A 24,832-nucleotide genomic window follows, 5' to 3' on the forward strand; every position below is an offset into this window, starting at 1 on the left:
CGCGGCTGGCGCGTGGAGCAATCGGGCGCTGGCGGCAACGGGCAGGGCCGCGAGCTGCAGGCCTGGAACACCTCGGGCGCGATCCTCGCCTGCGTCGGCCCGCATGAAGGCGCGGCGCAGACGGTGCGCACGGCCGCTCGGCTGGCGGGCCAGCTCAATGTGCGCTGGCATGCGGTGTATGTCGAAACGCCCAGGCTGCAGCGGCTGGCCGCGGCGGAGCGCGATCGCACTCTTGCTGTGCTCAAGCTGGCGGAAGAACTGGGCGCGGCCACCGCCGTGCTCACCGGCTCCGACGTGGCGGAGCAGCTGGCCGAACAGGCACGCCGGCTCAATTGCGCGACGCTGGTGCTGGGGCGCGCCGAACCGGCCACCGGCTGGCGCCGCTGGTGGCCCGCGGGAGTGCAGCCGCTGGCGCGTGCGCTGGCCCAACGCGCACCCGCGCTCGACATCATGGAAGTGGCCCGCGCGGAAAGCTCGCGCCGCCTGTCGCGCACCCAACTGGAGGGCATGCGCATCGACAGCGACGATCACGAGAAGGCGCCCACCCACTGGCCCGCCTACGCATGGGCCGCTGCCACCAGCATCGCGCTCACGCTGATCTGCACGCCGCTGGCCCACGTGCTGGAGCTGTCGAACATCGTCATGCTGTTCCTGCTCGGCGTGGTGGGCGTGGCGATGCGCTTCGGGCGCGGGCCCGCGGCGCTGGCGGCTCTGCTCAACGTCGCGGCCTTCGACTATTTCTTCGTGCCGCCGCGCCTGTCGTTCGCCGTGAGCGACGTGCAGTACGTGCTGACCTTCGCGATCATGCTCGGCGTCGGCCTGCTGGTGGGGCAGCTTACGGCGGGGCTGCGCTTCGCGGCCGGCGTGTCGGCCAGCCGCGAACGGCGCGCGCGTTCGCTGTTCGAGCTCACGCGCGAACTGTCGGCCGCGCTGGAAAGCTCGCAGGTGATCACGCTCGGCACCGCCGCTGTGCAAGGTCACTTCGGCGGCGATGCACTGGTGCTGGTGACCGACGCGGCCGATCAACTGATGCTGCCCGCCGACCCTCCCAAGGGCTTCGACCCGCAGGTGGCCGACTGGGCCTTCCGACACGCCCAGCCCGCCGGCCTTGCGACCGCCACGCTGGCGGCGCAGGCCTGGCACTATGTGCCGTTGCAGGCGCCGATGCGCGTGCGCGGCGTGCTCGCACTGTCGCCCGCGCAGCCGCGCTGGCTGCTCATTCCCGAACAGGCGCAGCAGCTCGACACGCTGGCGCGGCAGATCGCGATTGCGCTGGAGCGCGTGCACTACGTCGAGGTGGCGCAGCAGGCCGTGGTCGAGATGGAATCGGAGCGCCTGCGCAACGCCCTGCTCGGCGCCATCTCGCACGACGTGCGCACGCCGCTCACCGCGCTGATCGTGCTGGCTGAATCGCTGCAGACCCTGCCGCCCGAGGAGCACGGCAACACCGCGCGCGCCATCGTCGCGCAGGCGCACGAACTGCATGCGCTGGTCAACAACCTGCTCGACATGGCGCGGCTCGAAAGCGGCATTGCGGGCGGTGCGGTGAACCTGCGACGCGACTGGCAGTCGGTGGAAGAGGTGGTGGGCTCTGCGATTCGCGCAGCGCGCACGTCGCTCGGCAATACCGTCGTTCAGACCGCGCTCGACCCCGAGCTGCCGCTGGTCGAGTTCGACGCGGTGCTGATCGAACGCGTGCTGGTCAACCTGCTGGAGAACGCCACCAAGTACGGCGCGCCGCCCATCGTGGTGGGTGCACGGGCCGAGCCCGGCACGCTGGTGCTGACGGTGCGCGACCACGGCCCCGGCCTGTCTGCCGCGCTGCTGGGCCACGAGCAGAAGCTGTTCGACAAGTTCACGCGCGGCGAGGTCGAATCGGCCACGCCCGGCGTGGGCTTGGGCCTTGCGATCTGCAAGGCCGTGGTGAACGCGCACGGCGGCGAAATCGCCGCGGGCAATGCGCGCGACGGCGGTGCAGAATTCACGGTCACTTTGCCCCGCCGCGAGCCTCCCGAACCGGCAGAAGCCCAACTCTGAACCCATGCCAACCCCCATCGCCATCGTGATCGAAGACGAGCCGCAGATTCGCCGCTTTGTACGCGGCGCGCTTGAGGCCGAAGGCTGGGTGGTGCATGAGGCTGGCACGTTGCGCGATGGACTGGCGGCGGCCGGCACGCGGCAGCCCGATCTGCTGGTGCTCGATCTCGGGTTGCCCGATGGCGATGGCGTCTCGCTGATTCGCGACGTGCGGGGTTGGTCGGCCGTGCCGATCATCGTGCTGTCCGCGCGCACCGACGAAGCCGACAAGATCGCCGCGCTCGACGCAGGGGCCGATGACTATCTGACCAAGCCCTTCGGCACGGGGGAGTTGCTGGCGCGCGTGCGAGCGAACCTGCGGCGTCCGCGAGCGGCAGGTGGCAACGGCAGCGAAGAACCTCCCGAGGCACTGTTCCGCTTCGGCGAGATCGAGCTCGACCGCGCCGCACGCCTCGTGCGGCGTTCAGGCGTCGAGGTGCATCTGACACCTACCGAGTACCGCCTGCTGTCGATGCTGGTCGCGAACGCGGGGCGCGTGCTGACGCAGCGCCAACTGCTGCGCGAGGTGTGGGGGCCGTCGCACTCCGACCAGAGCCATTACCTGCGGATCTACATGGGGCATCTGCGGCAGAAGCTGGAGGCCGATCCGGCGCAGCCCCGGCATCTGTTGACTGAGACGGCTGTGGGGTATCGGTTGGTGGTGTAGCTGCACGCAAGGGGATGCCTCAGAGGCAGCCCCACAGATATAGGGACTTGTTCCTGGCGAGCGCCTCGGCTGCGAGCCTCCGGAGGTCTTCCATGACCGGATGCAGCTCGGTGGGCTCGCACGCGAGTTCTTCCGTGTTTGCCCATCGCTCCAGCACGGGGGCCAACGATGCAGAGTCGACTTGGGTCAACAGTGTCGTCAGTTCATCGGGAAATCGATTGAGCCACGCATCGTTGTCTTCGCCGAGTTCGACGTACTCGAGCATGTGCCTGTCGACGTCCCACTCCACGCCTTCCATGATGGCCCAGAGCGTCGTGATCTCGATGTCGGTGAATCGCTTGTACTGGACCGGCTCCAGCAGTTCCTCGATCTCGTCGCCCTCATCGGGTTCCTCGATCCGGTTGGCATAGCGCAATGCCTCTTCGGGGCTGGCGACGAAGAAATCCGAGAGTATTCCCATCTTCTGTTCCTCAGCAAGCTGAATGATGAGCCTGGATTACACCCTGCTTGCCCTTCGCCAGTTTTACGGATCGATGACGTTCGTCGAGGGAAGGGGTTGGACGCAGCGCTTGTACAGGCCGATCAACGAGTGCCCTGAACGATCACGCCGTCGGCGTGATCGCACCCCCGCCAGAAAACCTTCTCAGCCCGCAACGCCCTTGTTCGGATTCAGCAAGAACTTCTCACCAGTAGCCTGCTTCCCATAAACACCGATCGCATCGAGCTGCAGCGCCTCGACCAGTGACACCTCACGCGTGTAGTGGCTCGCAAACGTCGTCTTCAACTCCGCAACGACACGAGCCTTCAAACGCTGGGTGCCCGCATCGCCGAGCTTCCCGAGGAACGGGAACAGCAGCCACCCGCCCATGCCCCAAGCCATGCCGAAGTTGCGCACAAATTCCGTGGGAGCGCGGTCGAGGCCGCCGTAGATGTACACCTGCTTGTGCGTGGTCGAGCCGTAGCGGCTGTATTCCTTGGCGGTGCGGTTGATGGCCGCTTCCATGCAGCCGAGGATCTGTCCCGCGAGCTTGCCGCCGCCGGTGGCGTCGAAGGCCAGCGTGGCGCCGGTCTCGACCAGCGCCTGCGTCAGGTCTTCGAGGAAGGTGGGCGAGGTCGCGTTGCACACGTACTTCGCGCCCAGGCCGCGCAGCAGGTCTTCCTGCTCCTGCTTGCGCACGATGTTGACGAGGGCGATGCCGTCCTTCTGGCAGATCTTGTTGAGCATCTGGCCGAGGTTTGAAGCAGCAGCCGTGTGCACCAGCGCCTTGTGGCCTTCCATGCGCATCGTCTCGACCATGCTGAGCGACGTAAGCGGGTTGACGAAGCACGAGGCGCCTTCGGCTGGCTTGGTGCCGTCCGGCAGTTCCAGGCACTGCGCGGCGGCAAGGCAGCGGTACTGCGAGTACATCGCGCCGCCGATGGCCGCCACGGTCTTGCCGAGCAGCGCCTGCGCGGCTGGCGACGAACCGGCTTTCACCACCACGCCCGCGCCTTCGTTGCCGACCGGCATCGACTGATCGAGCCGCGCCGCCATCGCGGGAAGCAAACGTTCGGGCACGGTGGCGGTGACGACGGGGCGATCGGCGGTGCCGGAGGCCTTGGCGGTGCTCATGTCGGCCGCGCCGAACAGCAGGCCCAGGTCCGACGGGTTCAGGGGCGACGCCTCGACGCGGATCACCACTTCGTGGGCCTGCGGTTCGGGAATCGGGTCGTCGTGCAGCGAGAGTTCGAGTTCGCCGCTGGCGCGAATGAGGGAGCGGATTTGCAGTGCCATGGAAGAGCCCTTTTCAGAAGGTTCGCAGATGGCCTGTGGCCACGGGGCGGCCAGTATAGGAGCGGGGTACGAAAGGCGCTGGCGCCTTCAGGACACCACGGGCACCACCGGGGCATGGGCCAGCGCCTGGCGCATCTTCACCGGGTCGAGCCGCTCGATGTAGCGCGGAATGTTGCGCCACAGCGTGTGATAGCCGTAGCCGCCGCGCAGCATCTCGTGGCGCGCGCTGTCCTTGTCCCAGTCTTGTACCGCCATGCGGTACACCGCCGCGACCACGCCGGTGCGGTCGGCGCCGTGCATGCAGTGGATGAGCACCGGGCCGTGCTTTTCGGCCTCGCGAATGGCGAGCAACGCGCGCAGCACCTTGGCGTCGTCGATGGACCAGGTGTTGATCGGCACGCGCACCAGCCGGATGCCGGTGCCCGCGAACACCTTCCTGTCGTCGTTGAAGGAGCGCAGGCTCACCACCGTGTGGATGCCCAGCGATTGCAGCGCCGCCATGTTGGCGCGCCGCGGCTGCGCGCTGCGGTACAGCGTGGGCGTGATGCGGTGCAGGTTCTCGACTTGCAATGCGTCCAGCGGATCGGCCCAGTGGCCGGGGCGCGGGTCGGCGATGCCTTCTTCGGCCGCTGCTGCTGCCTTGCCGTGCTTCTTCTTCATCATTGCTGTCGTTGCTTCTGGCGAGGCCAGTGCCGCGTTGCCAGTATCAGCGCCGCCGCCGCGAGGCCGCCCCAGTAGTCGACCGGCGCACCCCACATCCAGTGCTTGTGCCAGAACGCATCGACCGGGTTGAAGCGCGCCCAGCCGAAGGCCGGGTTGATGAGGAACCAGCTGAAGTCTTCGCAGACCCAGAAAACGATGAGGCCCGCCCCCGCCAGCCCCACGTCGCGCCAGGTCCAGCGCCCGTTGAATGCCAGCGGCGAGAAGAACACCAGCGCCATGAAGGTGAACACCCAGGCGTGATAGCCCGTCATCGCGCGGCCGCCCCAGAAGATGTCGAGCCAGATGCTGTTCTCGATGCGCCAGGTCGGCAGCGACGTGGCCCAGCCCGCGCCGCCTTCGATCTGGATCTCGGCATTGGCGAAGAAGAAGGCCATGACGACCACCCAGGCGAGATAACCGAGCGTGCGGGCCACGCTCGTCTTTTCGACGGCGCCGCTCACGCCCTGGCACCCAGCACGTGTTGCAGCACCGCGCGCGCCGCCTGCGGCTTGCCCAGCGCCCGGCTGCGCGCAGCCATGGTCGCGAGCTTGGCGGGGTCGGCCATCAGGCGCGCCACCTTGTAGTCGAGGCCGATGGCGTCGTAGGCCAGCCAGGCCGCGCCTTCTTCCATCAGGAAGCCGGCGTTGTGTTCTTCCTGCCCGGGAATCGGCGAGATCAGCAGCATCGGCTTGCCCAGCGCCAGGCATTCCGAGACCGTGAGGCCGCCGGGCTTGGTCACCACGAGGTCGGACGCGGCCATCATCTTGTGCATTTCGTTGGTGAAGCCGATGGCCACCACGCGGCCCGGATAGCGCCTGGCCAGCGCTTCGAGCTTGCCGTGCGCTTCCACGTTGCGGCCCGCCACGGCGATCACCTGGAAGTTGCCTTCCTTTCCGTCATGGCCGCCCAGGCCGAGCACGCGCTCGACCATGTTCGGCAGGTCGCCGACGCCGGCACCGCCCGACGCCATCAGCAGCACGGGGCGCGAAGGATCGAGGCCTAGTTCCGCCGCGCAGGCATTGCGCGCCAGCGCCGGCACATCGGGTTCGGAAAAAGCCGGCATCACCGGAATGCCGGTGACGTGGATCCGCTCCGCCGGAATGCCCCGCGCCCGCAGGCGGAAAGCCACCTCTTCCGTCGCAGCAAGGTAGCCCGCCATGCCCGGCACCAGCCACATGTTGTGCAGGTCATAGTCGGTGATCTGCAGCCACACGGGATATTCGATGCGGCCGCGGTTGCGTTCGCGCATCAGCAGTTCGGCCGGCAGGAAGTGCGTGCAGACCACGGCATCGGGCTTTTCGCGGCGGATTTCGCGCACCAGTGCGCCGGTGCTCAGCCGCTCGATGCCGCGGCGCAGGCGCTGCGAGGGCGCGTGGTGCGGCGTGGTGTCGGTGCGCTGGTGCAGGTACGACCACAGCTCGGGTGCGCGGTTCACGAGCTGGATGTACCAGTCGGTATAGACCTTGCGGAAGCCGCTGGCCACATGGGCCATCGCGTCGATGTGGACCGCCGTGCAGGGCGGGACTAGGTTCTGGGCGGTGGCGGCAAGCGCCTGTGCTGCACGCACGTGGCCGTTGCCGGCGCTCACGCTGAGGATCAGGAGTTTGGTCATGGATTCGGCGGTCTGGGCGGATTATGGCTATGCCTTGTGGCACTGCCCCTTGGGGAGCCTGAGGCGCGATCACGCCGACGGCGTGCTCGTTCAGCACAGCGGTTGATCGGCCGGCACAAGCGCTGCGCCCATGTGCGAATGGCACCGGGTGCTCCCCGCAGCGAAATAAAGGAGGAGGCCGCAGGCCGGGGGACATTCGCGGAGGGGAGTACCCGGTGTCATTCGCACGCACCCCGAAGGAGCGACCCGAACCGCCTCAGAGCGGCGCGCGAGAGGTGACGAACTGATTCACCCCGATGGCAGCCCGCTCGCGTATTGCATCGAACGTGGTGCTCTCGACAATGCGCCCGTTCTCGAACACCGTCTGCAGCAGGTCGACCTGACCTGCCGCAAGCGTCTCTTCACGCACGGTGTTCTCGACGCCGTTCGCATCGCGCACCAGCGCAAGCCGACCCTTCTTCGAGGCCTTGCTCACATCACCCACCGGCGACTTGTACACGTCACGCCATTCGCCGTTCACCTGCATGGCCGAGCACTTCATCGCCCACTGCATCGTGTCGCGATTGACCTGCTGCAGCAGCCCGCCACCCATGCCGAAGGAGATGTTCTCCGTCGAGAAACCGTTGTGGAAGAAGTTCGACAGGCACAGCCGCAGCGAGTCGAGGTTCACACCGTCGCCCTGGATGATGCGCACGTTGTTCAGCACCCGAAAGCCCTTGGCATTCGTCGTCGTGCCGAAGCGATCGGCCAATATCTGCGCCACCTTCAGCGTGGTCTCGGCCGGGTCGCCCGAGTCGGGTCGCACCACCAGCGTTGCGCCCGAGGCCACCACCTTCGCCTTCAGCTCGTCGCCCCAGATGCGCGCGCAGGCATTGAAGATGTCGTAGCTGTCGCTCACCACCGCGAAGGTCGCGCCGGGCTTGCCGAACTGCTCGACCATGTTGCTGTACGCGTCGGCTTCATGCTCGCGGCCCCAGCCCGTGATGGTGCTGTGCTCGGCCGCGGGAATCGAGAAGCCCGCCACGTCGCAGTCGTAGTACCGGCGCGCGGCCACCAGCGCGGCCAGCGTGTCGGTGCCCATGAAGTTCACCAGGTGGGCCATGCCGCCGAGCGCGGCCGATTCGAGACTCGACACCCCACGCGCGCCGAAGTCGTGCAGCCTGAAGGCGATCTGCCCTTGCGGGTCGTCGCAGGTCGCTTCGAGGTACCGCAGCAGCGTTGTGCGCGCGGCAGCCGAGAGCGTGGCGACCGTGGTGGGGTACCAGATCGCGCGCAGCAACTCGGTTTCGAGAAAACTCGTGACCCAGAAGAACTCGGGGTCCGTGTTCTCGATGGTGGCCAGCACGTTGTGCACCGGCAGCACGCTGCCTTCAGGCACCGCGCGGATGCGCACCGGCATCAGCCCGCCATGCTTCTCGATCAGGCGCAGCCAGCCTTCGCGGTTGAAGGGCTCGCCGTGCGCGGCCATGAGCAGGGCGGCTTCTTCCACGTCGTCGCGCGTCACCGGCGTCTGCAGGTATTCGCGCAGATAGGCCTGCAGGCCGAAGAACAGCGAGTGGCTGAAGATGCCGCCGCGCGACTCGATGTAGCTGTACACCGTCTGCGTGCCGGGTGGATATTGCATCCAGTGCGACACCTTGTAGGAGTCGGTGCGCAGCAGCAGGTTGTTGCCCAGGGGCGAGGAGGTGAGATTGCGGTTCATGTGAAAGCTCCTTTCACGTTGGCACCCGTCAACCAGGTGCCGTTCTTGCTGACAAAGCCTGGTCGTTCAGTTCTTGCCCAGGCCACCCAAAAAATGATTCGCGATGAAGAAGTGGTCTTCGTAGACGTGGTCCTGCATGTCGAGGAACTCGGCAATCGGCACCCATCGCACCTCGGCCGCGTCGTCGTCGGCACGCACGTCTGAAAGGCCCGTCCACTGGTTGTGCGCCAGCTCGAAGAAGAAGCCGTGCGTGATCGTGCGGCCGCGCTGCGAGCGGTCGGGCGCGTCGAACACGTGGCTGGCCTTCATGCTGCCGTTGAGCACGGGCACGGGCACCTTGAGGCGGGTTTCTTCCTTCAGCTCGCGGATGGCCGCGTCCTGCAGGCGCTCGTGCTGACCGACGAAGCCGCCGGGCAGCGCCCAGGTGCCCTTGCCGGGATGGAACTTGCGCTGCACCAGCAGGATGTGGCCGGCCTCGACCACGATGGCGTCGACGGTGGTGTAGATCGGCGGAAAGTCGCTGCCCGCATAGCGGTACTTGTCGCGGTAGTCGACGAGGAAGGCACGTTCTTCGCAGAGATCGGCGTAGTCGGCCGTGGTGGTGAACTGCTCGAGAAAGGCTGCGGTGCCGTCGGGCAGGTCGGCGCGTGCGAGCTGGCCGCGGTTCTCGGGGTCGAAGTAGAGGCCGCGCACGTCGGTGGCGTTGAGGCTTTCCACGCTGTTCTGGCCGACGAACTCCCAGTGCGGGAAGAGCTTGAGGTAGTAGCTCGATGCGTCCTTCAGGTGCCCCACCAGCGCGACCTTGGCCTTGGCGGGTGCATGGCCGTCCTGCACGATGAGCCGTTCGACCGCCGACTGGATCGACGCGATCCAGATCTGGTCGTTGTAGGGCGAGTCGCCCACGCCGACCACGCTCACGCGCATCTGCTCGGTGCCGCGCAGGCAGGCGCGTACCATGCGTTCGCGTTCGTCGAAGGTAAAGGGGTTCTTGACGCTGCGTGGCTTGCGGTCGGAGCCGACCACCACGATGACCCGATCGGCGGCGCGAAGGCCTTCTTCGATGAGTCGCTGATGTCCGAAATGAACGGGCTGGAAACGCCCGATGACGATGGCGTATTGAAACTTGCGTGTGCTCACTTGGGAATCCCCCAAAAAGGGCGCGATCAACTCGCGCTTGCGTTCAGGATAGCATCGGTGCCGCACATTGATCAAGCCTCCGATGACCGAGCCCTCTTCTCCCCCTACCGATGCCGTTCGCCTCAACAAGCGCATGGCCGAGCTCAAGATGTGCTCGCGCCGCGAGGCCGACGAGTGGATCGCCAACGGCTGGGTGAAGGTCAACGGCAAGCCGGCCGAGATGGGCGTGAAGGTCACGCCGTCCGACCGCATCGAGATCGACAAGGCCGCCAAGGGCCAGCAGGCGAACCAGGTCACCATCCTCATCAACAAGCCCATCGGCTACGTGAGCGGGCAGGCCGAGGACGGCCACGAGCCGGCGGTCACGCTCTTCACACCGCAGAACCGCTGGACGGAAGACAACGCGCGTTTCTTCTTCAGTCCCCAGCAGCTGCGCGGCCTGGCGCCGTGCGGGCGGCTCGACATCGACTCCATCGGCCTGCTGGTCATGACGCAGGACGGCCGCATCGCGCGCCAGTTGATCGGCGAAGACTCCGTGATGGAGAAGGAATACCTGGTGCGCGTGGCCTACCACGGCCTGGGCCAGCCCGCGCCTACCGGCCAGCTGGTGCGCATGGACGACGACGACCCCATCACCACCAACGTGCAGGCGGTCTTTCCGCCGGCCATGCTGGCCAGGCTGCGACACGGCCTGAGCCTCGATGGCCAGCCGCTCAAGCCGGCGCGCGTCGAATGGCAGAACCCCGAGCAGCTGCGCTTCGTGCTCACCGAGGGCAAGAAGCGGCAGATCCGCCGCATGTGCGAACTGGTCGGCCTGAAGGTGGTGGGCCTGAAGCGCGTGCGCATCGGCAAGGTGATGCTCGGCAACCTGCCAGTGGGCCAATGGCGCTACCTCGGGCCGCACGAGAAGTTCTGAGCCTGCGCGCGCTGAACCGCGCCACGCTGGCGCGGCAGATGCTGCTGGCACGGCGCAGGCTGACGGTGACGCAGGCCGTCGAACGCTTGGCCGGCCTGCAGGCGCAGGCGCCCAACCCACCCTACATCGGCCTCTGGAGCCGGCTCGAAGGTTTCCGGCGCGAGCAGCTGACCGAAGCACTGCAGAAGCGCCGCATCGTGCGCATGTCGACGATGCGCGCGACCCTGCACCTGATGACCGCGAGCGATGCGCTGGCGTGGCGTCCGCTGCTGGAGCCCGTGCACCAGCGAGGCCTGCTGGGCAATCACAAGAAGGCGCTCGACGGCATCGACCGCGCGGCGGTGGTCGAGGCGGGGCGTGCGCTGCTCGCCGAACGGCCGCACACCAGTGCCGAACTCGGGCAGGCCCTCGGCGTGCGATGGAAGGGCCGTGAGACCGTCTCGCTGGCCGGCCTGATCCGCAACAACGTACCCCTGGTGCACCTGCCGCCAGCCGGCACCTGGAACTCGCACCAGAGCGCGCTGCTGCAGCCCCTCGGCGATTGGCTGGGGGAGGCCGTCGACGCAACCCCGGCCACGCAAGACGACCTGCTGCTGCGCTACCTTGCCGCCTTCGGCCCCGCCACGCTGGCCGACGCCGGCGCCTGGTCGGGCCTCACCGGCTGGAAGGCCGTGGCCGAGCGCCTGCGGCCGCAGTTGCGCGTGTTCACCGGCGAAGACGGCCAGGAACTGTTCGACCTGCCCCGCGCGCCGCGCCCTGACGCCGACACGCCCGCGCCGCCGCGCCTCGTGGCCGAGTGGGACAACCTGCTGCTCTCGCACGCCGACCGCAGCCGCGTGCTGAGCGAGGCGCACCGTGCTCGCGTGTTCACCGTCAACGGCATCGTGCGTGGCACGGTGCTGCTCGACGGCTTCGTGGCGGGCGTCTGGAAGATCGAGCGCGCGAAGAACACTGCCACCGTGGTGCTGGAGCCGTTCACGCGCTGGTCGAAGGCCGACCGCGTCGGCGTCGAGAAAGAAGCCCTCGATCTGCTGGCCTTTGCCTCGGACGGCGAGGGCGAACGCCATGCCGTGCGTTTGCCTTGAACGGGCCATGACCAGGCCATGACCCCGTGGCGCACCCGCCGTCTAAGCGTGCCCTAAGTATTCGTTTCTACGCTGCGCCACGGCGCAGACACTTCCGATCATCCCGGTCGCGTGCTACCTTGCGGCCGAAGGAGTCGCCGCGATGCGCGTTCTACTGGTGGAAGACGATGAAATGATCGGGCGCAGCCTGAAGCAGGCGCTCGAGGGCGCGGGCTGGTCCGCGGACTGGGTGCGCGACGGCGAACTGGCGCAAAGCGCGCTGGGTGACGGCGGCTACACCTGCGTGCTGCTCGACCTTGGCCTGCCCAGGCAGGACGGCACCGAAGTGCTGCGCCGCGCGCGCGAGCGCGGCGATGCCACCCCGGTGCTGGTACTCACCGCGCGCGACGGCCTCGACGACCGCATCCACAGCCTCGACCTCGGCGCCGACGACTACCTGCTCAAGCCTTTCGAATTCCGCGAGCTGCTCGCGCGCATGCGCGCCGTGGTGCGCCGCCGCGACGGCGCCGCGCATTCGCTGGTCGGCAGCGGCTCGTTGCAGCTCGACCTCACCACGCGCGAAGTGGTGGTCAACGGCGCGCGCGAGGCGCTCACCGCGCGCGAGTTCGCGCTGCTGCATGCGCTGCTGGAGCGGCCCGGCGCCATTCTTTCGCGCGAGCAACTCGAAAACCGCATCTACGGCTGGGGCGAGGAAGTCACCAGCAACGCAATCGACGTGCTGATCCACGGCATGCGCCGCAAGCTCGGTGCGGACGCGATCCGCAACGTACGCGGCCTGGGCTGGCGCGTAGCTGCATGACCGGAGCTCCGCGCAGCGGCGGCCGCTGGTGGCGGCCACGTTCGCTGCGCACGCAACTGCTGCTGTGGCTCATCACGCTGCACCTGGGCGCGGCCGTGCTCACGGCGTGGTTCTCCTTCGAGGCCTACGGCAACCTCGTGCACAACGCGCTGGACGACCAGATGCGCCTGGTGGCCGAGTCGTACGAAGGCAGCGATCCGCAGAAGCTGCCGCACCCGATGGACGGCGAGGCCGCCTTCTCGCGCGGCGCTTTCATCGTGCAGATCTGGAGTGCCGACGGCCAGACGCTGCGCGCCACCTCATGGCCCGTACTGACGGTGCCACTGCAACCCCAACCCGGCTTCAGCGACGTGAACACGGGCACGCATGCGGGTTCCGACTGGCGCGTGTTCACCGCGAAGCCCGGCCCGCGTGCCGACCAGCCGCGCGTGCAGGTGCTGCAGAACGAGGACTACCGCCGCCGCCGCGCCCTGCGCCGCGCAATGTTCGAAGGCCTGCCGATCGCGCTGCTGCTGCCGCTGGCGCTGCTGATCCTGTGGATCATCGTGTCGGCGGCTTCGCGCTCGCTGCGCGCGGTGGCGCGCGACGTGGCCTCGCAGGACGAGCGCAGCCCCACCGAGCTGTCGCTCGCGCGCGTGCCCGACGAAATCGCGCCGCTGGTGGGCGCCTTCAACAACCTGCTGACACGCGTGCGCAATGCCTTCGCCACGCAGCGGCGCTTCGTGCAGGACGCGGCCCACGAGCTGCGCACGCCGATGGCCGCCATCGGCCTGCAGATCGAGAACCTGCGCGCGCACGTGCCGGCAGGCGAGGCCACCGAGCGTTTCAACCAGCTTGAGGCCGGCGTCACGCGCGCGCAGCACCTGATCGAGCAATTGCTGCATCTCTCGCGGCAGGACGCGCCGCAGAGCCTCGGCAATGCGCGCGAGCGCGTCGACATCGAAGTGCTGCTGCGCGAGAGCGTGAGCCAGCTGATGGTGCTGGCCGATGCGCGGCGCGTGGACATCGGCTTTGAGGGCAGCATTGCCGCGGTGGTGTTCGCGCCCGCGGCCGAACTGCGCAGCGTGTTCGACAACCTGATCGACAACGCGCTGCGCTACGCGCCCGAAGGCGGCGTGGTCGACGTGAAGCTGCACGAGGTCGATGGCCACGCGGTGGTCGATGTGCTCGACAACGGCCCCGGCATTCCGCAGGCCGTCATCGGCCGCGTGTTCGATCGCTTCTTCCGCGTGCCCGGCGCTGTGGCGGGCGGCAGCGGGCTGGGGCTGGCGATTGCGCGTACGGCGGCCGAGCGGCACGGCCTGCGCATCGAGCTGCGCAATCGCATCGGTGGGCCGGGGCTGATGGCGCGCGTGCATCTGCCCGTGCTGCCGGTGTAGCGAAGGCCTGCCGGCAAGCGAGGCACCTGCGGTCCAAAGTTTCAGGAAAAAGCGTGCTGCTCACGCGTGCGTAACTCTTCCCTCACATTCACCTCAGTCTGCGTGCCTAGAGTGCACTCAGGTCCTGCCACGCGCAGTTCGCGCGATGGCACGTGACCGGGGACAACCTGCAATCAGGAGAACACGTCATGCGCACTTCCTTCAAGCTTCTCGCCGTCGGTTCCTTTGCTGCGCTGGCAGCCATGGGCGCCGTCACCGCATCGGCCGAAACCACCGATGGTTCGGATTTCCATCCGCTGCAGATGAATTCGCCCGCGAACCCGGACGTCCAGGCCGGCGCGATGGCCGCGGCCCGTCCGAGCGGCACCGAGCCAATGGGCCAGTCGACCAGCGCACCCGCGATGAGCTCGACGCTGCCGGTGGCCGACATCCAGGCCGGCGCCTATGGGGCGTCGCACCCGACCGGCACCGAGCCGATCGGGCAATCGACTTCACTGCCGATGGTGAAGTCGGGCAGCGGCAGCTGAACTGAAGCTGCGCTGCCGGTGATGACGGCGAACAGCGATCAGTCGTCGTTGCCGTTGCTGAGCAGGGCGCGGTAGATCACCGCGCCGATGATGGCCCCCGCAATGGGCGCCGCCCAGAACAGCCACAGTTCCGACACCGCATAGGACGGCCCGAACAGGGCCGGGCCCGTGCTGCGCGCCGGGTTCACCGAAGTGTTGGTCACAGGGATCGAGATCAGGTGGATCAGCGTGAGGCACAGGCCGATCGCAAGACCCGCGAAGCCGCCGGCCGCGCGCTTGGCGGTGGAGCCGAGGATCACGATCAGGAACACGGCAGTCATCACCACTTCGCACAGCAATGCGGCCGTCATGCCGTACTTGCCGGGCGAGTGCTCGCCGTAGCCGTTTGTGGCGAAGCCGCCGATGTCAGCGCCCGGCTTGCCCGTGGCGATGAGGTACAGCACACCCGCCGCCGCGATGGCGCCGAGCACCTGCGCCACGATGTAGCCCGCGAGCTGCGAGGCCTTGAAGCGGCCCGCGGCCGCAAGGCCGATCGACACGGCCGGGTTGAAGTGCCCGCCCGAGATCGGGCCCAGTGCATAGGCGCCCGTCACCACCGTGAGACCGAAGGCCAGCGAGACCCCGAGCAGGCCGATGCCGACACCCGGAAAGGCCGCTGCCAGAACTGCGCTTCCGCAGCCTCCGAGCGTGAGCCAGAAAGTACCAATGAACTCGGCCGACCATTTTTTGTAGGTACTGTGTTCCATAACTCTCCATCCTGAAGTTGAGAAAGCGCGCAATGCACGAGGCCGTGCGCGGGCGGATTCTAGGAACGCCAGGAGGGGGCGTCGAGCGTGTAATTCGTACTAACGGAACCTGTTCACGGATGGCGCGGCTTTTGTGCAGCGCCGCAACTGCGTTGCGTCTTCGTTCAGAGCGTCACGACGATCTTTCCGAACGCACCGCGCTCGAGATGATCGAGCGCGGCGGGCAGCGCATCGAAGCCGTACTGCGCGGCAATCACCGGCTTGAGCGCATTCGCATCGACGGCGCGCACCAAGTCTTCGAGCGCGCGACGGTGGCCCACGCCGATGCCCTGCACCGTCACGCGGCCCAGCACCATCGCGTAGAACGACGCGCTCAGCGTCTCGCCCCCGAGCATGCCGATGATCGACACGCGCCCGCCCTGCCTCACGGCCTGCAGCGAGCGGTCGAGGTTGGGGCCGCTCGCGAGTTCGAGCACGTGGTCGGCGCCGCGGCGTTGCGTGAGCCGGCGCACTTCGGCGGGCCAGTCGCCGTCGCGCGCCAGCACGTGCGTGGCGCCGAGTGCCAGAGCATGTGCGCGCTTGTCTTCGCTGCCTGTGACCACGATGGCCTGCGCGCCATGCAGCCGCGCGATCTGCAGGCCGAACAGCGCGACGCCGCCGGTGCCGTGGATCAGCACCGTCTCGCCCGCGCGCAGCGCACCGGTCTCGGCGAGCGCGAACCACGCGGTGAGGCCTGCGCACGGCAGCGTGCTGGCTTCGGCCAGGCTCAGCGTCGTGGGCGCGGCCACGGCCCAGGCGGCGTCGAGCAGCACATGCGAGGCGAGCATGCCGGGGCCGGGTCCGCCAAGGAGCGTGGCCTCCGCGTGCCAGTGGCTGTCGATCCAGCCGCCCCAGAAGGTGTTGACGACCCGGTCGCCGACGGCGAAGCGCGTCACGCCGGGGCCGATGGCCGCCACGGTGCCCGCCATGTCGGAGCCGGGCGTGAAGGGCAGGTCCAGCGCCATGCCCATGCCGCCGCGAATCATCAGCAGGTCGCGGTAGTTGAGCGACACCGCGCCGACCTTCACGAGGATCTGGTTGGCGCCCGGCACGGGCAGTGGCGCTTCGGCCTGTTCGAGGTGGGCGCGGCCGAGCGTGGGGAGCTGCCAGCGGCGCAGCGTTCGAGGTTCCTGCATGAAAAGATTCCGCGAAAGGAAAAAGAAAAAAGAGGAGCCTTCATGCTATTGACGATGCCAGATACCCGGTGGTGGATAATTTTCCTTTCACTGGTGCTTGAAAGTCTCCAATGGGCCAACGTCTGCAAGGCATCGAGGAATTCGTCGCGGCGGCGGAGGCGGGCAGCTTCGCGCTGGCCGCGCAGCGCCTGCATGTCACGCGCTCGGCCGTCGCCAAGAGCATCGCGCGGCTCGAAGCGCGCCTGAACACGCGGCTCTTTTTGCGCACCACGCGCAGCCAGAGCCTCACCGAGGAAGGCCACGGCTACTACGAGCGCTGCCGCCGCGTGCTGGCCGAGCTCGAGGCGGCCGAAGCCGTGACCGACGCCGCGCGCAGCACCGCCTCGGGCCTCGTGCGTCTGAGCATGCCGGCAATGCTGGGCCGGCTGAAGGTAGGACCGCTGCTGCTGGCGCTGGCGCGCCGGCATCCGCAGCTGTCGCTCGAACTCTCGTTCAACGACCGGCGCGTGGATCTCGTGGAAGAGGGGCTCGACCTGGCCATCCGCAGCGGCGAACTCGCCGACAGCGCGGAACTGGCCGCCCGGCCGGTCGGCATGCAATGGATGGCGCTGTGCGCCTCGCCCGCCTACCTGGCCGAACATGGGCATCCCGCGAGCATCGACGACCTGAAGGGGCCGCACGAGGCCGTGCTCTATGCACGCGACGGCCAGATCTCGTCCTGGCGCTTCCACGACACCGAGGGCCGTCTTGTCGACGTGACGCTGCCTTCGCGGCTGCGCTGCGACAGCGCCGAGGTGCTGCTCGAAGCAGCCATCGGCGGCATGGGCCTCGCGCGCCTGCCGGCCTGGCTCGCGGCCGATGCGCTCGCGGCAGGCACGCTGGTGCGCGTGTTCGACGAGCCGCGGCCCTTCGGCTTCGCGCTGCACGTGATCCGCTCGCGCAGCCGCTACCTGCCGCTGAAGACGCGGGTGGTGATCGACTGGCTCGCCGAGCACCTGCCGCCGCTGCTGGCCGCGCGCTGAAGCGGACGCTATCCTGCGCGTTCAAACAACGAACGAGGAGATCCGCGCATGCATCCTTTTGCCGTCCGACACATCGCCACCGCCGCATGCATTGCCACGGCGGCCCTGCTGGGGGTGTCGAACACCGCGGCGCAGGGCACCGTCAACGCGCTGTGCAGCACCGACGCGGGCTGGTGCGAGGCGGCGGCCACCGCATTCACGCGCGAGACCGGCATCAAGGTTCAGCAGGCCCACAAGGGCACAGGTGAAATCGGCGCGCAGCTGCGCGCGGAAGCCGCCAACCCCAAGACCGACATCTGGTGGGGTGGCACCGGCGACCCGTTCCTGCAGGCCGCCGAGCAGGGCCTGCTCGAACCCTACCGCCCGGCCTACATCAACGACCTGCACGACTGGGCGGTGCGCCAGTACGCGCTGTCGCAGAACATGGTGGGCGGCTTCTACACCAGTGCCATCGGCTTCGGCTTCAACACCGACCTGCTCAAGAAAAAGAAGCTGCACGAGCCCAGGTGCTGGGCCGACCTGATCAAACCCGAATACAGGGGCGAGATCGAGATCTCGCACCCGGCATCCAGCGGCACGGCCTACACCATCATCGCGGGCCTGGTGCAGCAGATGGGTGAAGAAGCGGCCTTCGAGTACCTGAAGAAGCTGCACCGGAACGTCACCAGCTACACCCGCAGCGGCCAGGCCCAGGCGCCCAACGTGGCCAAGGGCGAAGTGGCCATCGGCGTGAGCTTCATCTTCGGCTTCGAGCGCTGGCGCTACGACAAATTTCCCGTGAAGACGGCCGCGCCCTGCGAAGGCACGGGCTACGAGATCGGCGGCATCGCCCTCGTGAAAGGCGCGCGCAACAAGGAGAACGCCAGGCGCTACTACGACTGGCTCATGAGCCCCGCGGGCCAAGCCATCGGCGGGCAGTCGGGCAGCCTGCAGTCGCCGGCCAACAAGACCTTCAAACCCGACCCGCGCATCCCGTCGATGGCCGACGTGAAGCTCATCAAGTACGACTTCGAGAAGTACGGCAAGGCGGCCGAGCGCAAGCGCCTGATCGACCGCTGGACGCGAGAAGTGGAGTCACAGCCGAGGTAGGGCTCGCCCCCAGGCTTCGCGCACTTCGTGTCGCTGCGCCAACCCCCTACCGGGGGCAACACCAGCGGCCCGGCAAAGCCGGTTCCGCGGTGTTTCTGGAAGGAGCCCTTCAGGACGTGCAGGCCTTGTTGTGCGAGGCGTGCATGCCCTTGGCTTTGGCATCGGCCTCGCTCAGGTACTCGCCCTTCTTGGTCTTGCCGTAGTAGCGGTCGCCCATGCAGTGATAGACCTTGGTCTCGTCGTTCGCCCACACCTTGCCTGCGCCGCCACCGGGCGCGGCCGCCATCTTCGTGAGGTCGGGCGAGCCCGGCGTCCTGGTGGCCGTGCCGGTGCTCGGCGCCACGCCGGTCTTGTCGACCTTCGCCGATTGGGTCTCGACCGCGGGTGCGGGTGTGGGCGCAGCCGCTGCGGCCGGCGCAGTTGCCGCCGCAGCACCGGCAGCAGCCGGCGCGGCCTTGCCGAACCAGGTCTTGATGCCCTTGTGACCACGGCAGGCGCCGGACTTGGTGTCGGGCGATGCGTAGCTGCCGTCCTTGCATTGCACGGTGGTGCCGGCGGGCGCATCGGCCGGAACCTGTGCCTGCGCGCCGAGCGAGGCGAGCCCGAGGAAGGCTGCGACGCACAGCACGCGGGATTTCTTGTTGTTCATGCAAAGCTCCTGGAGGGGTGAAGGAAAAGATCCACCGCGCAGCTTTGGCGAGCGATCCCAGCGCCAGCTGACTTGCACGCCGGAAAGAGCCAATCAGGGCGAACTGGCCGTGAAGGTGACTTGCCCGGTGTAGGTGCCGGCGGTGCGGCTGGCCAGGTTTGCGTACGAGAAGGTCCAGGTCGCGGTGCGCTGGGTGACGAGGTTGGCGAAGCTGGTGCCCACGACATTGACCGTGGTGCCCGTGCCCGAGTTGGGAATCGGCGGCGCGGGCAGGTTGCTGTCGCTGCTGGCGATCGTGATCTCCGACAGCGGGATCGTGTTTGCCCCGCTCGTGAGCGGCGCGGTCGCGGCTGCCCGCAGCGTGACCTGCCCCGCATTGCTGCGCACCTCGACCGGCAGCGCGTTGCCGCTCGGCGTGACGCTGAAGGTCGGCGCCGCGCCGCTCCAGTTCACGGGCGTGTTGTTGCCCGCGACCGGCGTGGTGGGCCCGCCCGGGATCGACGGCGTCAGCACGAAGCTCACCGTGCTCGTGGTGCCGCCCGGCGTGGGCCACGCGCCGTCGCCGATGCGAAAGAAGATGAACTTGTCGATGGCGATCGTGAAGTCGAGGTTCACCAACCCGGTGGTCAACGGCACCGAGGCGCTCGGGCCTACGGTGCTCGACGCGGCGTGCGTGGCCCCCACCGGCGCCATGCCGACGGCCGTGGCGAGCAGGCCCGAGAACGTGCCTGCCAGGGGGCCCATACGGTGCGTCACTTGAGCTCCATGTCCACCTTGAAGCTGCCCTTGTCCCAGTCCAGCGTACCGCTGGCCTTGACCGGGTAGGCAGGCTGCGGCGCGGGCTGGCCGCTCTCGCCCTTGGGCACCAGTGCCAGCGTGCGTGTCTGGCCCGGCAGGATGGGGGTGCCTTCGGGCACCAGCTCGAACGCGCGGCCCTTGCTGTCGGTGGCGTCCAGGCTGCCTTCGAGCCGGCCGTGCGCGTCGCCCGTGTTGCTCACGGTCACCAGCGTGCGGCGTGCGCCGTTTGTTTCTCCGCTGGCGATCTGCTTGATTTCGAGCTTGGGCTCGGCGCCGTTGAGCATGACGTACACCGCCACCGCGATGCGGCCCGTGACCGGCAGGCTCAGGCTGGCGCCGCCGCTCTGGATGATGGTCTGCTGCGCGGGCTCCGTGCCCTCGATGGCGATCATGAAGCGGCACTCGCCGCGTGGCGCGTCGGCCGGCGGATCGACCTGGAAGCGGAACGCCTTCTTGCTGCGCGCCGGCACCGAAACGCTGCGCCGCTCCAGCACCACCCACGGCCTGCAGCTGCCGGGCAGCAGCTCGTCGTGGTAGCCGATGTTGCCTTCGGCCGAATAGCTCCAGTCGATGGTGCGCATCGTCACCTCGGTGGCGGTCGGCGCCAGGTTGTGGATGTCGAGCGACTGCCCCAGGCGCGTGCCGGCCTTGCCCGAGAGTTCGAAGCGCGACGGCGTGACGGCCAGCTCGAAGGGCGCGGCTGTTGCGGCGCCGGCCATTGCCAGCAGCAGGAGGACGAGAGAAGAGGGAGAGAGAAAAACGTTCATGGCAGGGTTTCGATTTCGAAGAACGATTCGAAGCTCAGCGCCGAGCCCGAAGGCATGCGCAGCTCGCGGGGGTCGACGCGCAGCGTCAACTCGAAGGTCTCGTTCATCCAGGGCGCCTGGACCACGCCGTTCCACACCTGCACCCGGTCGCCGGGCCGGCCGCTGCCGCTTGCGAAGGCGCCGTTGCCGCGCCATTGCACCTGCATTCCGGCCGGCGAGCGCAGGCCCGCGACCATCGACGGAATCACATAGAAGATGCGCGCGCGCCGGCCCACATGGGGGGCGGTGGCCAGCCGGTACTCGATGCGCCCGAGGGGCAGCACGACCATGTTGCCGTCCATCCCCTGGGCGTTGCTGAAATCGCTGCGCATCTGCGCGCGCGGGGAGGCCGAGTCGTCGAGCCGGGCGACCGCCGCCCACGCGGGGGCGAGCGCTGCACCGCAGAGCAGCAGTGCAGCGGCTGGCCATCGGCGAAGGCGCGGGGAGGTCATTCCATCGAGGCCGTGAAGCGCACGGTGCCCTTGTAGTTGCCGCCCGGGTACACCACGTCGTTGTCGTAGGAGAACTGCAGCCGCGTGGCAGTCACGTTGCGCGACAGGTAGGTCCAGGTGCCGACGCCCAGGACACAGGGCAGGCCGAGCGGGCCGACGCAGAAGGTGGCGTTCGCGTCGTAGCTCGCGATCGACTGGTTGGCGGCGGCGGTGAAGCGGCCGTTCTGGATGTCGCCCGAGGCGGCGTTGCTGTTGTTCGTGGCCACCCAGCTGATCTTGCTGAAGGGAATGGTCGTGGCGCCGCAGCCGCCCGACTGGCAGGTCAGCGCGATGGAGGAATCGACGCGCAGCGTCACCGGCCGTGCCACCGTGGTGTTGGCTATGGGGCGCACCGGCATCACCCAGACGTCGATGGTCGGCGTGCCGGTCACTGCCGTGGGGGTCAGCCCGGCGTTGGCGCCGGTCACGCTGAAGGCCACCGTGTCGATGGTCGCACCGGGCGATCCCACGCGCAGGGTCAGGCCGTAGCTGTTGCCCGTGTCGGTCACCGTGGTGATGACGGCGTGGGCGGGCGGGGCGAGGCTCGCCGCCGCCATGAGCGCCGTCGTGGCGATCGCCTGGCATCGGCGGCTGCGCGTCATCAGATGCCCTGGGCTGTGTACGTGATGGTGTTCGTGTACGTGTTCGCAGCCCAGCCGGCGGGCGTGCCACCCAGCGAGTAGGCCCAGGTGCCGGTGGCGACCGCGTTCGAGGGGAACGAGGTCGAGGCGCAGGCGCCGAGGTTGGCGCCCGGATGAGGCAGCGTGCCCGTTGCGGTGACGGTGAAGTCCGCGTTCGTCGGGCCGCCCGTGAGGGGCGCCCAGGCGCCCATGGCGCAGTTGATGGTGCCGGCGCCGGCGTTGGTCCAGGCGTACACGGTGAGCGTGCTCGCGGCGGACGTGGTCGTGACGGTGGGCGCCGCGCCGTTCCAGTCCACGTTGGTGTTGTTGCCCACCACCGGCGTGGTGGGCACGCCCGGAATGCTGAGGGCTGAAGTCCAGGTCACCGTGTCGACCGTGGTGTTGGTCGAACCGACGCGCAGCAGGATCAGCTTGGGCACCGTCACGCTCAGGTTCACCTTGGCCTGCGCCGTGATCGTGCCCGTGCCGGAGCCGTACTGGCTCTCGGCCATGGCGGGTCCTCCGGCAAGGGCGAGGCCCGTGAGCGAAGCGGCCAGCGCGAGGCGGGCAATGGGTGTTCGGGTCATGGAAACTCCTTGGGGTTGGACGCAGTTGAAAGAAGAAATCGGAGGGTCGGTGTCGTGGTTCATTCGCCCACCTTGACCACGGGAATCGCGGCAGTGGCCTGGCCACGCAGCGGCACGTTCACGCTCGTTCCGCTGTCGCCGGCCACGCCCCAGGGCAGCGGTACGCTTTCGAGCGTGAGCGTCAGTTGATGCCGGCCGGTGGTCACCAGCGGAAATTCGAAGCGCCCGTCGCGGTCGGTGATGGCGCGGTAGCGGCCGTCGAGCAGCACCTCGACGCCGGCCACGCCGCCTTCGCCCGACTGCTGCTCGCCGTCGCGGTTGGCGTCGTAGAACACGCGGCCCGACACGCTGCCGCCGCCCGCACCCTCGCCGCGCATGCCCGCCGCCCGGTAGGCCGTGCCGGCGCTGCCCTCCCAGCGCAGATAGATGTAGGCGGTCTTCTCATTACTGCGATAGAGATTGGGTGCGGAGTAAGAGGTCGGCAGCAGCGAGGCGCGCGCCTGGTTGAAGTTGGCCATGAAGCCCACGCGCCAGCCCGCGCCCAGCTCCTTCTCGGCCATGAGCGAGCCCGACAGGCCGCGGCTGGTGTAGAGGCCGCCGCTTTGCGAGGTGTAGCGCAGGTTGCCGCCGACGTTGAAGCCGCTGTCGATCCAGTAGCGGAATTGCAGGCCCGCCGTCGGGTAGCTGCGGGTGGTGCCGCCGCTGCTGTCGCGCGCATGGCCGAGGGTGGTGGTGAGCTCGGGGCGCATCGTCTCGTAGCGCCCGCCGATCCAGTCCTGCTCCCACTGCACTTCCTGGCCGGTGGCGGCGCTGTCGCCGAGCACGATCAGCTCGTTGCGCCGCACCGTCAGCGTGAAGCGGCTGCGCGGCCAGTCGAAGAAGCGGGTCTGGTAGAAGGCGCTGCCGTAGAGGCTGCGCCCGTCGCCGCTGCCGGCGGAGCCTGTGGTGCTGCCGTCTTGCAGCCCTTCGTAGCGCGTGCGGTACGCGCTCAGGCTGCCGCCGACGGAGTTGTAGCGGTCGAACAGGTACTGGAAATTGCCGCTCGCGCCGAAGCGCCGGTAGCCCGAGAGATGGAAGCTGGTGTCCGGCGCCGCGCGCTCGTAGTCCAGGCCGGCGCCCCAGCTCATGCGGCTGGTGTTGCGGTCCACGCGCCAGTACGCGCCGCGCGTGCCGGTCGCCAGCGCGTAGTCGCCGAAGTACAGGTTGGGCCGCGCGGTGTAGATGCCGAATTCATGGCGGTACAGGCCGGTGCGCGCGCTCGCCTCGATGAAGAGGCCCTGCGAGTTGCCGGTTGCCACACCCGGCGTGGGCGAGTTCACGCGGCTGCCCACCAGCGTGGCGCGTGCCTTGAAGTCGCCGTCGCGCACCACCTCGCGGCCGTAGCCGAGCGACGTTGCCCAGCTCGTGACGTCCTTGCGGCCGATTCCCATCGCCGTGATGGGGTCGATGTAGTAGGCCGGAATATCGCGCGCCTGGTCGAGCTGGAACGAGGCGAACCATGGATCGCCCAGGCGCAGCGTGGTGCCGAGCCAGCCGAGCGTGCCCTGGCTCTTCTCGAAGCCGGGGTACGGCCCGCCAGTGAGGTTGCCGCGCTGGCCGATGCCGGCGCGCACGTCGAGATCGGTGTTGAAGATGCGCGTCGAAGCGCCGCGCACCGTGGACGAGCCCAGCGTGAGCCTGTAGTTGCGCGCCAGGCCATCGGTGACTTCGCTGTAGATGTCGCCCACGGCGGTGTCGGCGAAGGTCTGCGTGGTCAGCGGAAAGCCGAGGTTGCGCAGCGTGAAGCGGCCGCTGGTGGCCTCGCGCGCGTAGCCCAGCGAGCCGATGCCGATGCCGCTCGCGCTGTTGTCGCCGCCCAGGTGGCGGCCGTCGGCCTGCAGCACGAACTCGCCGTAGTTGAGGGTCTCGCGCCGGTACTCGAAGCGCTGGCCGAACTCGGTCGCGCGCTGGCGGCCGTAACCGGTGGTCGTGGCGTCGCCGAAGCCGATGCGGCTTTCCACCAGCCAGGCGCGGTAGCCTTGCGGCTGCTCGGCTTCGGGCGTTGCGTCGGCCGCCGCGGTGTCGGCATCGAGAGTCTCGAAGCGGTCTTCGTAGGCCTTGGGCGCGGAGTCGACGAGCGCCTTCAGCCGCGCCTGCTCCGCCTGTGCACGGTCGAGGGTTTCTATGCGTGCGTCAGCCACGGCCTGGGGTTTCTGGGGCTCGGCCTGCGCCTGCGCGCAGGACAGCCATGCCAGGGCGGTCGTGCATTCGAGCCACGCGAGCACGCCCCTCGGATGCCACAGGGCTCCGACGGGACCAGGTACGGTCCACGGCGTTGTTCGAATCATCTGGCGACATCCCTGTTTTGTCTCCCGGGTGTTGCGGCCCTGTTCCGGATCAGCGCAGGATATTTCAGAAGTGTTGACGACCGTTAATATTTCGTGGCCCGGAAGGCTTCCCCGGGCGAGAACGTTGGTCTTACGCCTTCAGGGGT

At 68.3% G+C, this 24,832-nt stretch carries 25 protein-coding genes; 9 read left to right on the plus strand and 16 right to left on the minus strand.

The window, feature by feature from the left end; genetic code table 11:
• Together BLV60_RS28335 and kdpE are read left to right on the plus strand one after the other, a co-directional pair.
• A partial coding sequence (locus tag BLV60_RS28335; RefSeq protein ID WP_093058639.1) for a DUF4118 domain-containing protein occupies positions 1–2,037 on the plus strand: 2,037 nt, incomplete at its 5' end.
• Between the two features lie 4 nt (positions 2,038–2,041).
• A complete protein-coding gene (gene kdpE, locus BLV60_RS28340) occupies positions 2,042–2,743 on the plus strand; it encodes a two-component system response regulator KdpE (protein WP_093058640.1) in 702 nt (233 codons plus the stop codon).
• A 19-nt stretch (positions 2,744–2,762) separates the two neighbouring features.
• Here kdpE and BLV60_RS28345 read toward each other — a convergent pair whose 3' ends face one another.
• The 7 genes from BLV60_RS28345 to BLV60_RS28375 all read right to left on the minus strand — a co-directional run bounded on the left by BLV60_RS28345 (position 2,763) and on the right by BLV60_RS28375 (position 9,670).
• Positions 2,763–3,203, minus strand: coding sequence for a hypothetical protein (locus BLV60_RS28345; protein ID WP_093058641.1), 441 nt, complete (start codon positions 3,201–3,203; stop codon positions 2,763–2,765).
• A gap of 183 nt (positions 3,204–3,386) precedes the next feature.
• On the minus strand, positions 3,387–4,517 hold the full coding sequence (locus BLV60_RS28350) for a zinc-binding dehydrogenase (RefSeq protein ID WP_093058642.1): 1,131 nt from the start codon (positions 4,515–4,517) through the stop codon (positions 3,387–3,389).
• Positions 4,518–4,604: 87 nt separating this feature from the next.
• Positions 4,605–5,177, minus strand: a complete 573-nt coding sequence (locus BLV60_RS28355) for a dual specificity protein phosphatase family protein (protein ID WP_093058643.1) — start codon at positions 5,175–5,177, stop codon at positions 4,605–4,607.
• The gene (locus tag BLV60_RS28360) at positions 5,177–5,680 is read right to left on the minus strand and encodes a hypothetical protein (RefSeq protein ID WP_093058644.1); all 504 of its coding nucleotides are present in this window, start codon (positions 5,678–5,680) and stop codon (positions 5,177–5,179) included. Before BLV60_RS28360 ends, BLV60_RS28355 begins: the two co-directional genes overlap by 1 nt.
• A complete protein-coding gene (locus BLV60_RS28365) occupies positions 5,677–6,831 on the minus strand; it encodes an MGDG synthase family glycosyltransferase (RefSeq protein WP_093058645.1) in 1,155 nt (384 codons plus the stop codon). The genes BLV60_RS28360 and BLV60_RS28365 overlap by 4 nt, the downstream gene beginning before the upstream one ends.
• Positions 6,832–7,087: 256 nt before the next feature.
• Positions 7,088–8,533 (minus strand): nicotinate phosphoribosyltransferase, encoded by a 1,446-nt coding sequence (locus tag BLV60_RS28370; protein WP_093058646.1) that lies wholly within the window; start codon positions 8,531–8,533, stop codon positions 7,088–7,090.
• 66 nt (positions 8,534–8,599) lie between these two features.
• The gene (locus BLV60_RS28375) at positions 8,600–9,670 is read right to left on the minus strand and encodes a bifunctional nicotinamide-nucleotide adenylyltransferase/Nudix hydroxylase (protein ID WP_093058647.1); all 1,071 of its coding nucleotides are present in this window, start codon (positions 9,668–9,670) and stop codon (positions 8,600–8,602) included.
• A gap of 82 nt (positions 9,671–9,752) precedes the next feature.
• Here BLV60_RS28375 and BLV60_RS28380 point away from each other — a divergent pair, with 82 nt between their 5' ends.
• From BLV60_RS28380 to BLV60_RS28400, 5 genes are all read left to right on the plus strand, one after another.
• Positions 9,753–10,586: a pseudouridine synthase gene (locus BLV60_RS28380; RefSeq protein ID WP_093058648.1), complete on the plus strand. Its 834-nt coding sequence runs from the start codon at positions 9,753–9,755 to the stop codon at positions 10,584–10,586.
• The gene (locus BLV60_RS28385; RefSeq protein ID WP_093058649.1) at positions 10,553–11,671 is read left to right on the plus strand and encodes a winged helix DNA-binding domain-containing protein; all 1,119 of its coding nucleotides are present in this window, start codon (positions 10,553–10,555) and stop codon (positions 11,669–11,671) included. Before BLV60_RS28380 ends, BLV60_RS28385 begins: the two co-directional genes overlap by 34 nt.
• Positions 11,672–11,813: 142 nt before the next feature.
• The gene (locus BLV60_RS28390; RefSeq protein WP_093058650.1) at positions 11,814–12,470 is read left to right on the plus strand and encodes a response regulator; all 657 of its coding nucleotides are present in this window, start codon (positions 11,814–11,816) and stop codon (positions 12,468–12,470) included.
• Complete coding sequence (locus BLV60_RS28395; RefSeq protein ID WP_093058651.1) at positions 12,467–13,849, plus strand: sensor histidine kinase; 1,383 nt, start codon at positions 12,467–12,469, stop codon at positions 13,847–13,849. The genes BLV60_RS28390 and BLV60_RS28395 overlap by 4 nt, the downstream gene beginning before the upstream one ends.
• 188 nt (positions 13,850–14,037) lie before the next feature.
• Positions 14,038–14,376 carry a hypothetical protein gene (locus BLV60_RS28400; protein WP_093058652.1) on the plus strand — a complete coding sequence of 113 codons (339 nt, stop codon included), beginning with the start codon at positions 14,038–14,040 and terminating at the stop codon, positions 14,374–14,376.
• Positions 14,377–14,414: 38 nt separating this feature from the next.
• On the opposite strand, the gene aqpZ is transcribed toward BLV60_RS28400, so the two are convergent.
• On the minus strand, positions 14,415–15,122 hold the full coding sequence (gene aqpZ / locus BLV60_RS28405) for an aquaporin Z (protein ID WP_093058653.1): 708 nt from the start codon (positions 15,120–15,122) through the stop codon (positions 14,415–14,417).
• Positions 15,123–15,286: 164 nt separating this feature from the next.
• Entirely contained in the window at positions 15,287–16,297 is a 1,011-nt protein-coding gene (locus BLV60_RS28410) for a zinc-dependent alcohol dehydrogenase family protein (protein WP_093058654.1), read from the minus strand.
• 110 nt (positions 16,298–16,407) lie between these two features.
• On the opposite strand from BLV60_RS28410, the gene BLV60_RS28415 reads away from it, so the two are divergent.
• Positions 16,408–17,319, plus strand: coding sequence for a LysR family transcriptional regulator (locus tag BLV60_RS28415; protein ID WP_093058655.1), 912 nt, complete (start codon positions 16,408–16,410; stop codon positions 17,317–17,319).
• Between the two features lie 48 nt (positions 17,320–17,367).
• On the plus strand, positions 17,368–18,408 hold the full coding sequence (locus BLV60_RS28420; protein ID WP_093058656.1) for an ABC transporter substrate-binding protein: 1,041 nt from the start codon (positions 17,368–17,370) through the stop codon (positions 18,406–18,408).
• A gap of 109 nt (positions 18,409–18,517) precedes the next feature.
• Here BLV60_RS28420 and BLV60_RS28425 read toward each other — a convergent pair whose 3' ends face one another.
• The 7 genes from BLV60_RS28425 to BLV60_RS28455 form a co-directional block, all read right to left on the minus strand.
• A complete protein-coding gene (locus BLV60_RS28425; protein ID WP_093058657.1) occupies positions 18,518–19,057 on the minus strand; it encodes a DUF3761 domain-containing protein in 540 nt (179 codons plus the stop codon).
• A 93-nt stretch (positions 19,058–19,150) separates the two neighbouring features.
• The gene (locus BLV60_RS28430) at positions 19,151–19,813 is read right to left on the minus strand and encodes a hypothetical protein (protein WP_256329619.1); all 663 of its coding nucleotides are present in this window, start codon (positions 19,811–19,813) and stop codon (positions 19,151–19,153) included.
• Positions 19,810–20,622, minus strand: coding sequence for a COG1470 family protein (locus BLV60_RS28435; RefSeq protein ID WP_093058659.1), 813 nt, complete (start codon positions 20,620–20,622; stop codon positions 19,810–19,812). The genes BLV60_RS28430 and BLV60_RS28435 overlap by 4 nt, the downstream gene beginning before the upstream one ends.
• Positions 20,619–21,113, minus strand: coding sequence for a hypothetical protein (locus BLV60_RS28440; RefSeq protein WP_093058660.1), 495 nt, complete (start codon positions 21,111–21,113; stop codon positions 20,619–20,621). The genes BLV60_RS28435 and BLV60_RS28440 overlap by 4 nt, the downstream gene beginning before the upstream one ends.
• Positions 21,110–21,754: a hypothetical protein gene (locus BLV60_RS28445; RefSeq protein ID WP_093058661.1), complete on the minus strand. Its 645-nt coding sequence runs from the start codon at positions 21,752–21,754 to the stop codon at positions 21,110–21,112. The genes BLV60_RS28440 and BLV60_RS28445 overlap by 4 nt, the downstream gene beginning before the upstream one ends.
• Entirely contained in the window at positions 21,754–22,359 is a 606-nt protein-coding gene (locus BLV60_RS28450; RefSeq protein WP_093058662.1) for a hypothetical protein, read from the minus strand. The genes BLV60_RS28445 and BLV60_RS28450 overlap by 1 nt, the downstream gene beginning before the upstream one ends.
• A 59-nt stretch (positions 22,360–22,418) precedes the next feature.
• Positions 22,419–24,686: an SdrD B-like domain-containing protein gene (locus BLV60_RS28455; RefSeq protein ID WP_093058663.1), complete on the minus strand. Its 2,268-nt coding sequence runs from the start codon at positions 24,684–24,686 to the stop codon at positions 22,419–22,421.
• Between the last annotated feature and the right edge of the window lie 146 nt (positions 24,687–24,832).

The organism is Variovorax sp. YR634 (genome assembly GCF_900106655.1).
GTDB lineage: Bacteria > Pseudomonadota > Gammaproteobacteria > Burkholderiales > Burkholderiaceae_C > Variovorax.

Excerpts from the sequence above, each read along its gene's own strand:
- kdpE (WP_093058640.1), top strand. The coding sequence starts at position 2,042 with ATGCCAACCCCCATCGCCATCGTGATCGAAGACGAGCCGCAGATTCGC.
- BLV60_RS28345 (WP_093058641.1), bottom strand. The coding sequence starts at position 3,203 with ATGGGAATACTCTCGGATTTCTTCGTCGCCAGCCCCGAAGAGGCATTG.
- BLV60_RS28350 (WP_093058642.1), bottom strand. The coding sequence starts at position 4,517 with ATGGCACTGCAAATCCGCTCCCTCATTCGCGCCAGCGGCGAACTCGAA.
- BLV60_RS28355 (WP_093058643.1), bottom strand. The coding sequence starts at position 5,177 with ATGAAGAAGAAGCACGGCAAGGCAGCAGCAGCGGCCGAAGAAGGCATC.
- BLV60_RS28365 (WP_093058645.1), bottom strand. The coding sequence starts at position 6,831 with ATGACCAAACTCCTGATCCTCAGCGTGAGCGCCGGCAACGGCCACGTG.
- BLV60_RS28370 (WP_093058646.1), bottom strand. The coding sequence starts at position 8,533 with ATGAACCGCAATCTCACCTCCTCGCCCCTGGGCAACAACCTGCTGCTG.
- BLV60_RS28380 (WP_093058648.1), top strand. The coding sequence starts at position 9,753 with ATGACCGAGCCCTCTTCTCCCCCTACCGATGCCGTTCGCCTCAACAAG.
- BLV60_RS28385 (WP_093058649.1), top strand. The coding sequence starts at position 10,553 with ATGGCGCTACCTCGGGCCGCACGAGAAGTTCTGAGCCTGCGCGCGCTG.
- BLV60_RS28390 (WP_093058650.1), top strand. The coding sequence starts at position 11,814 with ATGCGCGTTCTACTGGTGGAAGACGATGAAATGATCGGGCGCAGCCTG.
- BLV60_RS28395 (WP_093058651.1), top strand. The coding sequence starts at position 12,467 with ATGACCGGAGCTCCGCGCAGCGGCGGCCGCTGGTGGCGGCCACGTTCG.
- BLV60_RS28400 (WP_093058652.1), top strand. The coding sequence starts at position 14,038 with ATGCGCACTTCCTTCAAGCTTCTCGCCGTCGGTTCCTTTGCTGCGCTG.
- aqpZ (WP_093058653.1), bottom strand. The coding sequence starts at position 15,122 with ATGGAACACAGTACCTACAAAAAATGGTCGGCCGAGTTCATTGGTACT.
- BLV60_RS28410 (WP_093058654.1), bottom strand. The coding sequence starts at position 16,297 with ATGCAGGAACCTCGAACGCTGCGCCGCTGGCAGCTCCCCACGCTCGGC.
- BLV60_RS28415 (WP_093058655.1), top strand. The coding sequence starts at position 16,408 with ATGGGCCAACGTCTGCAAGGCATCGAGGAATTCGTCGCGGCGGCGGAG.
- BLV60_RS28420 (WP_093058656.1), top strand. The coding sequence starts at position 17,368 with ATGCATCCTTTTGCCGTCCGACACATCGCCACCGCCGCATGCATTGCC.
- BLV60_RS28425 (WP_093058657.1), bottom strand. The coding sequence starts at position 19,057 with ATGAACAACAAGAAATCCCGCGTGCTGTGCGTCGCAGCCTTCCTCGGG.
- BLV60_RS28435 (WP_093058659.1), bottom strand. The coding sequence starts at position 20,622 with ATGAACGTTTTTCTCTCTCCCTCTTCTCTCGTCCTCCTGCTGCTGGCA.
- BLV60_RS28440 (WP_093058660.1), bottom strand. The coding sequence starts at position 21,113 with ATGACCTCCCCGCGCCTTCGCCGATGGCCAGCCGCTGCACTGCTGCTC.
- BLV60_RS28445 (WP_093058661.1), bottom strand. The coding sequence starts at position 21,754 with ATGACGCGCAGCCGCCGATGCCAGGCGATCGCCACGACGGCGCTCATG.
- BLV60_RS28450 (WP_093058662.1), bottom strand. The coding sequence starts at position 22,359 with ATGACCCGAACACCCATTGCCCGCCTCGCGCTGGCCGCTTCGCTCACG.
- BLV60_RS28455 (WP_093058663.1), bottom strand. The coding sequence starts at position 24,686 with ATGATTCGAACAACGCCGTGGACCGTACCTGGTCCCGTCGGAGCCCTG.